The following is a 7,690-nucleotide window of genomic DNA, read 5'->3' as shown; positions in this document are numbered from 1 at the left end:
GCAGTTGCTTCCAACCGCCGCCCCCATGCTCGAATCGGCAGACCAGGGAGCCAAACACGGCGGTCAGCATCGGCATGAACAGGAGCGCATGCATTGTGAGCATGGCTGACAACAGCAACAGCCAGTTTCCTCCCGGGTTCGCCAGCAGACCAACCAGGACCGCAATCGCCGGACTGACGAGTGCGAGCAGCCAGACGGGCGATTTAGCCATTTTCATACGTTCGACAGAAAGCAGCCGTACATATCCTCCGAACATTACGCCACATCCTTTCGGCAAAAATGGGCCGCTGTCAGCAGGCTGAGAAGCACACCCGTTCCGCAGCCGATGGACGCAAATATCCACGCTTGAGGCGCAGCCCATGCGAATTGCGGCCAAGCCAGCGGAAACCATTCGGACAGCTGTGAAGCAAACAGGCTGCCGATACCCAGCGTAATGCCCAGTGTTACAGGCAGCGCCTGATTTTGGAACGTGACCGTTAGCCACAACAGCAGCACGAGCACAGGCAGCGTGCCGCCCAAAGGCCAAAATCCGAGCCGCAGCAATTCGCCCATCGGCGCAGACTCTTCCCCGAAACCAAGAAGCATTCCCAGCCCCCACGTTCCCACTGTCAGGAGCAGACAGGACACGCATAGCATTCCGATGGCCAGCGTGAGCTTGGCCATATAGACGCTGAACTTGGAAATAGGCAGGGCCAGCAGCTGCTTCCAGGAGTTAGACGAATGCTCCACATTCGCCAGCATGGAAGCGATCATAGTAGCTCCTAACACCAGCGCAAGAGGTACGAACAGAGCAATGTTATCCATCAAGGCTTCCCACAAACGGCCTCTATATCGCGGAATCAGATAGTCATAGCGGAGTCCGAAGTTCAGTCCCTGCATCGCCACCAGTCCAATGGGACCGAGGAATACCAGGAACCAGATTCCCTTTCGGCGTGCTTTGAGCAGATCCGCCTTCAACGCCCGCAGCATCATAGGGAGCCCCCTCTTTTGCCCACCACTTGCATGAACATATCCTCCAGCGATTTGCGGCGCTCCTCCACACGATACACGGCATGCGTATTTTCGACCAATCTTCTGACCAGCAATGCAACAGCCGCATCATTCATGTTCTCAAAATCCAGTGCAGCTCCGACCTTCACCGAATGGTAGCCCTGTTCACGTGCAATCAGTTGAGCAGCTTCCGGCTCCGATACTACGATACGAATGCCCCCTGCGGATTCCTGGCGGAGATTGTGAATCGTATTTTGAAAGACCAGCTCGCCCTCACGGATAATACCGACGGTATTTGCCATCTGTTCCACCTCGCTCAGCAGATGGCTGGATACCAGTACGGTGATCCCCCGTTCCTTGGGCATCGCCTGAATCAATTCGCGCATTTCCTGAATACCCTCCGGGTCCAAACCATTCGTTGGCTCGTCCAGAATGAGTACTTCGGGATTCCCGAGCAGCGCCGCTGCAATGCCAAGTCTCTGCTTCATGCCTAGCGAGTAGCCTTTGACCGGGCGTTTGGCATGCTTGGTCAGTCGAACGACCTCCAATACGTTCGCAATATTCTCTTTGGGCACATTCAGAATGCGGCGAATGGCCTCCAGATTTTCGATTGCGTTCAAATGACCGTAATACGAAGGATACTCTACCAACGAGCCGACTTTACGCAAAATATCGAGCTTATGCCTCCGAATATCCTGTCCGAATATGCGGATCGTTCCCCGGGTTGGGCGAATGAGTCCAAGCAGCATTCGGATCGTTGTCGTTTTTCCCGCCCCATTCGGGCCGAGAAAACCGTAAATATCTCCACGCCCTATTTTCAGGTCCAGTTGGTTAACCGCAGCACGGCCTTTGTATATTTTGCTGAGACCGTTCGTTTCAATAATATATTCGTTCAAGTTCCTCACCTCGACACCTATCGTAACGTACCGAGTTTAAAGCTGAGGGAACCCCTTGTTTAAGTTTTGTTTAAAAAACGGATTTGTGTTCCGGCAGAGGAACTGACAATATCCCTCTCCAGATTCATTTCACGAGCCAGCAATTCCGTAATTGCCAAGCCAATCCCTGCTCCTTTTTCACAAGACTGGCGCTCCATTCCCGGCCCTTTATCTGCAATAACTAACGCCGATTTTCCGTAATACTCCTGTACATGAATACCAATATAACGACCTGATGCAGCATGGCGAACTACATTTTGGAATAGATTATCCAGCAAACGGCGGAAGCCCTGCTCATCGACCTTCCACATGATACTATGCTCAGGCAGATCGATATCCACCTCAAAGCCTTCCTTTTCCCACACTGGATACCAGCTGGCTGCACACTCCCGCACCAGCCGCAGGATATCGCGCGGTTCGGTTCTCAATGTGGATTTACCACTCGACAGCAGATTATAGGTGAGCAGGTTGTCGATCAGACTTCCGAGGTCTTTCAGCTTATTTTCCATTAACATAATGGACTGTCTTCCCTTGACACTCAAATTCTCCGTATCCAATGTGTACAGATGGTTGCGTACAACCGTAAGCGGTGTCCGAATATCGTGTGACAGATCCGCAACCAGCCTTTTTCGCAGCTCTTCCTCCTGTCGCTCACGTCCCCGGCTATCTGCCAATTGCTCAACCATCTGATTGAACGCCTCCTCCAGCTTGCCGATTTCATCCGGGCGTCCAGTGGTGACAAGGATAGGCAATCCATCCTCACCTCGTTGCGACATGGCCGCCTGAAGCCGCACCAGTCTGTGCCGAATGCCTACAAAGAACAGGAGAGACACGAATATAAAACCTGCAAGGATCAATACAATAAATATGAGGTAGTACATCAACATACTGCTATCTGTATGCTGCTGTTCAAAGAATGAATGGGGCACTTTTAATACCATGTAGCCCTGATTCACATCTTCTTTGCCGCCGCCAATAAAGGCCACTACTGTGAACTGTCCCTCGTAGCTTACTTGCTTCATAAAGGCAATAGCCTGCCCCGCACTCCATTGATTCGGGATATCCGGTTGTGTGGGTAGCTCCAGTCTTGTTTTCCCGGTGGCATCCACCCAAAATATTTGTGAATCGGGAAAAATATCCCGCTGTATTTTGCGCAGATGGGCTGAGATTTGCTCGGGTGTGTTCCCCTTCAAGGCTATAGCTTCACGATGCCAGCTACTTTCGGTACTGGTAGTTGAGGGATAGTGTGGGTTTTTAGGCGTGGAATTCATCTCCCAGTTAGACAACATACTATAAATAAGCACCGTAGCAGGCAGCACGATGGGCAATAACAACATGGCTACCACAATAATGAGCAGATAGCGAAATAACAGAGAACTCCCAAAACGTCCTCCCTGACCAAGCCCCGAGCTACGACGCAGCCTTCCCCAACTATTACGTGGCCTGCTCATTACGCCTTCACCCGATAGCCTACACCACGGATCGTTTCTATGATTCGGGGATTCGCAGGGTCAATCTCCAGCTTCTCGCGCAGGTGCCGGATATGAACCATCAGCGTTTTATCTCCGTCGATATACGGATCGCCCCACACAGCCTCATACATTTGCTCCTTGGTCATAATTTGGCCCAAATGCCGCAGCAAATAAGCAAAAATATGATATTGCTTGCCTGTTAACGTAATTTCTTCCCCGGTATCACAATTCACAATACGGTTATCAGGAGGATACACCGTGAGATGTGCCAGTTGTATGGATTCTTGGGATGCGGCACCTGTTCGACGCAACAAAACCTCCATCCGTGCAATAAGCTCATCGGGATGAAAGGGCTTGGTCACATAATCGTCGGCAAAATCCAGCCCTTGCAGCTTATCATCAATGGAGGTACGGGCTGACAACATAAGAATCGGAAGCTCCGGGCGCTCCTTCTTGAGCCGCTTGCCAATGGTGAATCCATCCAGACCAGGCAGCATCACATCCATAATAACGAGCTGACACGTACGGGCTGCCTCCACAGCCCCATCCCCACTGCGAAGCCACCTTACAGCGTAGTTCCGTTCTTCCAAATATTGATGCATCCATGCACCGATATCCTGATCATCTTCAATGTATAACACATTTGTTTTCATCGTAGGCACCTGCTTATCGTTTTTCTTTTATGTAATGGGCATTATAGCATTTATGGTACATAACCCGCTTAAAAAGGTTAATAACTACCTTATACGACATACGCTATACGATTTCAAATTTTATTGCTCGTAAAAAAGGAGGCTATTCCATGCTACTGGAAGCGGTATACCATCACCCGAAGCGCAATTGGGCTTTTGGCTATGATCATGAAACGATATTTTTACGGCTTCGCACCAAGAAAAATGACCTGACCGCCGTGCACGCTCTGACTGTAGATAAGTACGACTGGGGACGTACCCGGCAGCTTGTTCCGATGTCCAAATTTGCCACCGACGGCAGGTTTGATTACTATGAATGCACTGTAAAGCCTACTCATCGCCGGCTGAAATATGGGTTTTTACTGGAAGATGGAGAGGAACGCCTTTGGATGAATGAGAACGACTTTACTACCGAGGAACCCCAAAATGCAGATAATCTGTTCCAATACCCGTTTTTGAATCCGATTGATATTCTGAAGCCTCCTGCATGGGTGAAGGAGGCCGTGTTTTATCAAATTTTCCCTGAACGCTTTGCGAACGGTGCCCCCTCCATTAGCCCGCAGGGTGCAGAAGCATGGGGCGGCAAGCCGCGAAGAGACAATTTTTTCGGTGGCGATCTACAGGGCATTCTGGATCATCTGGATCACCTGAGCAAGCTGGGAATTAGCGCTCTGTATATGACTCCTGTCTTCAAGGCAACAACGAATCATAAATATGATACCGAGGATTATATGGAGGTTGATCCGCATTTCGGGGACAAGGAAATATTAAAAAAACTGGTGAATGCCTGCCATGACCGGGGGATCCGGGTACTGCTGGATGCAGTTTTCAACCATTCAGGACGTACCTTTAAGCCATTCGTTGATGTGCTGGAAAAGGGCGAAGCCTCACCCTACAAGAACTGGTTCCATATACATAGCTTCCCGTTGGAAGTAGTCGACGGCACACCAACCTACGATACATTCGGGCTGGAGCCGATGATGCCGAAGCTGAATACGGAGCATCCTGAGGTGAAAAAGTACCTGTTGGGCGTGGCCAAACATTGGATTGAGGAGATCGGCATTGACGGCTGGCGGCTGGATGTAGCTGATGAGGTGGATCACGCCTTCTGGCGAGAATTCCGTACGACAGTCAAGCAGGCCAAGCCGGATGCGTACATTTTGGGCGAAATGTGGAATGAATCGTCTGAATGGCTCCAGGGTGACCAGTTCGATGCGACAATGAATTATCCGTTCACCTATGCGGTGAATGATTTTTTCGTCAAAAAAGTGACCGATGCCCAAAGCTTCGCCTTTGCCATCGGACAGCAGCTGGCCCGCTATCCGCAGCAGGCATCCGAGGTGGCCTTCAACCTGCTGGATAGCCACGACACGCCACGCCTGCTGACGCTGTGCGGAGGTGACAAGCGGCTGATGCGGCTAGCCGCTATGTTCCAGTTCACGTATATGGGCGCCCCGTGCATTTATTACGGTGATGAGATCGGCCTGGATGGAGATGCCGATCCCGGCTGCCGCAAATGCATGGAGTGGGACACCGACAAGCAGGATCATGAGCTATTCGACTTTTATCGCGAGCTGATTGCGCTTCGCAAGGCGCATCCGGCCCTCCGCGATAAGGGAAGCCTTACTTTTCTGGAGGCACAGCCGGAAAGCACATCCCTCGCTTACGCGCGCCGAAGCGAGGAAGAAGTGCTGCTTGTGTTACTCAATCGTTCCGATGAGGATCACGTATTTGAACTGGACATCCCCGAGCAGGAATGGCAATTAGCCTTCGGCGAAAGCCAGTGGTCCACAGGTGCAGAAGGCTTAAAAGCCAAGCTTCTACCCTATGGCTATGCCGTACTGAAGGCAGCACCTGTCCGAAAGACATAATGCCTATGTAGGTTCATACTGGTGAGAGACTAAACAAACACGACAATTTAAGTGAAACCGCCGGGAACAGGTTAGAAAACCTGTCTATCCCGGTGGTTTATTTGCGCCGACGATGTGGCTTTTACATAAAAAAGATTACTTGTTTTTAATATCCGTTCTGACGACCCCAACATCCGAAGCATTGATAGAAATAGGGTTGCCGCCTTGTCCTGTTTGAGCTGAAGATGATTGTCTGACGTCCACCGAGATTCTTTTATTCTTAAAGCCAGTTCGTCTCGTTCTTCCCAATCCAATGACCTCCTTCAATGAACGTAAATTTATATATGAATATGCCAGGGTAGGAGACTTGCATCAGCGAATAGCAGATTATAGAGAAAAAAGGCTAATTCAAACGCAAAAAGCGAGTATTTCCATCCATGTAAAAAAACCGCTTCTAGGCGACCCCTTTGAAGCGGTTTTTTCTGCTCTACCTGAGCCAGTACAGCGGTCTACGCAGGTTGCGTTTGTGTTTTCAACTGTATATATAGCTGGTGCGTCACCTGTTGAGGTTCAATGCCCAGCTCATCTTCCAATAGGCTGACGAAGCTTTCATAGTGCTTTTGTGCAGCAGCATAATCGCCCAACTGGGCATAGGCTGTCAGCAGCAGTCCGCAGATATCGTCTGAGTACGGCTCTCGTTGCTGGAGACTGATCAAGCGCTGGACAGATTTCCGGGTGCCGCCTGAGCGTAGCTCCTCTCTTGCCAGCTCAGAAGCACATGCCAGATACATATTGCGCAGCTTTTCCCTTTTCGCGTATGCCCATGGGTAATCGTGCTCCTCCAGATAGTTGCCACGGTACAGCTCCAGCAGGCTATCCATACGCGGCGTACCCCCGCTACCAGATGCGGCCCACTCGGATATTCCCCGCTCGAATAGCTCTACATCCGTAGCCCACCCATTGCGGTTCAAGCGGTAGCGATCCAGGTTGTATTCCAGTTTCGTATCCTGCATCCGTTCTTTCAACGCCTTGCGGATTTGGTAAATGGATGTGTGCAGGTGAACAACCGCCTTGTCCAAATGATATTCAGGCCACAGCGCATCCAGCAGCTGCTCCTTGCTAACCCAGTCTCCTTCATGGTGCAATAAAAAGGAAAACAGTTCCTGGGACTTTAATGTGCGCCATTTGAATGGCTTTGCTCCTACGGCTTCCTGACCATCCTCCAAAATTTCAAGCTTCTGAAAACACCGTACCTTCGGTGTCTGCTTTACTATGACCCCCGAAGTGGAAAAACGGGAATCTGCCAGCAAAGCAGCAATCCGGTCGATCGTTTTGGATAGCCGCCGGGCATGAACAGGCTTTAACAGATAATCCAGTGCTTGCAGCTCAAATGCTTCAATAGCATACTCCGAGTATGCGGTCACAAAAACGATATGAATATGAGAGTCCAACTGTTGAATCCACTCGGCAGCCTCCAGGCCGTTCATCTCCGGCATTCCGATATCTATAAAAACAATATCTACACGTTCTGCCGCCAGATGATCCAGTCCCGCTTGTGCAGACGTATATTTGCCCATTACCGTTAACCGTCCGTCCGCCTCCAGCAACCGTTCCAGGTAGGTCAATGCCGACCGCTCATCATCAATCAAAATCGCCTTCATCTATGTGTCCGTACTCCCTTCCTGCTGCCATCGTCCATACGATTGTAATTTCTTATATTTTATATATCGTTTCAATACGGATGTGATATT

Annotated in this window: 8 protein-coding genes; 1 reads left to right on the top strand and 7 read right to left on the bottom strand. The window is 50.4% G+C overall.

Features of this window, described 5'->3' with window-relative positions; genetic code table 11:
- The 5 genes from L693_RS0115775 to L693_RS0115755 all read right to left on the bottom strand — a co-directional run.
- A partial coding sequence (locus L693_RS0115775) for an ABC transporter permease (protein WP_025718146.1) occupies positions 1–256 on the bottom strand: 256 nt, incomplete at its 3' end.
- Positions 256–972, bottom strand: a complete 717-nt coding sequence (locus tag L693_RS0115770) for an ABC transporter permease (protein WP_025718144.1) — start codon at positions 970–972, stop codon at positions 256–258. The genes L693_RS0115770 and L693_RS0115775, both read right to left, overlap by 1 nt.
- On the bottom strand, positions 969–1,886 hold the full coding sequence (locus L693_RS0115765) for an ABC transporter ATP-binding protein (protein WP_025718142.1): 918 nt from the start codon (positions 1,884–1,886) through the stop codon (positions 969–971). Before L693_RS0115765 ends, L693_RS0115770 begins: the two co-directional genes overlap by 4 nt.
- A 59-nt stretch (positions 1,887–1,945) precedes the next feature.
- A complete protein-coding gene (locus tag L693_RS0115760; RefSeq protein ID WP_025718140.1) occupies positions 1,946–3,376 on the bottom strand; it encodes a sensor histidine kinase in 1,431 nt (476 codons plus the stop codon).
- Positions 3,376–4,050 carry a response regulator transcription factor gene (locus L693_RS0115755; RefSeq protein WP_025718138.1) on the bottom strand — a complete coding sequence of 225 codons (675 nt, stop codon included), beginning with the start codon at positions 4,048–4,050 and terminating at the stop codon, positions 3,376–3,378. The genes L693_RS0115760 and L693_RS0115755 overlap by 1 nt, the downstream gene beginning before the upstream one ends.
- Before the next feature lie 149 nt (positions 4,051–4,199).
- Between L693_RS0115755 and L693_RS0115750 the strand changes: the two genes are divergently transcribed.
- On the top strand, positions 4,200–5,960 hold the full coding sequence (locus tag L693_RS0115750; protein WP_025718136.1) for an alpha-glycosidase: 1,761 nt from the start codon (positions 4,200–4,202) through the stop codon (positions 5,958–5,960).
- 135 nt (positions 5,961–6,095) lie between these two features.
- Here the strand turns inward: L693_RS0115750 and L693_RS30655 are convergent, their stop codons facing one another.
- Positions 6,096–6,248: a hypothetical protein gene (locus L693_RS30655; protein WP_167518688.1), complete on the bottom strand. Its 153-nt coding sequence runs from the start codon at positions 6,246–6,248 to the stop codon at positions 6,096–6,098.
- 200 nt (positions 6,249–6,448) lie between these two features.
- Positions 6,449–7,600, bottom strand: a complete 1,152-nt coding sequence (locus L693_RS0115740) for a response regulator (RefSeq protein ID WP_025718135.1) — start codon at positions 7,598–7,600, stop codon at positions 6,449–6,451.
- Between the last annotated feature and the right edge of the window lie 90 nt (positions 7,601–7,690).

This window comes from Paenibacillus sp. 1-18, assembly GCF_000520755.1.
GTDB classification, from domain to species: Bacteria; Bacillota; Bacilli; order Paenibacillales; family Paenibacillaceae; genus Paenibacillus; species Paenibacillus brasilensis.
The sequence above is the reverse complement of the archived record's forward strand: the minus strand, read 5'-3'. Positions and strand labels throughout refer to the sequence as shown.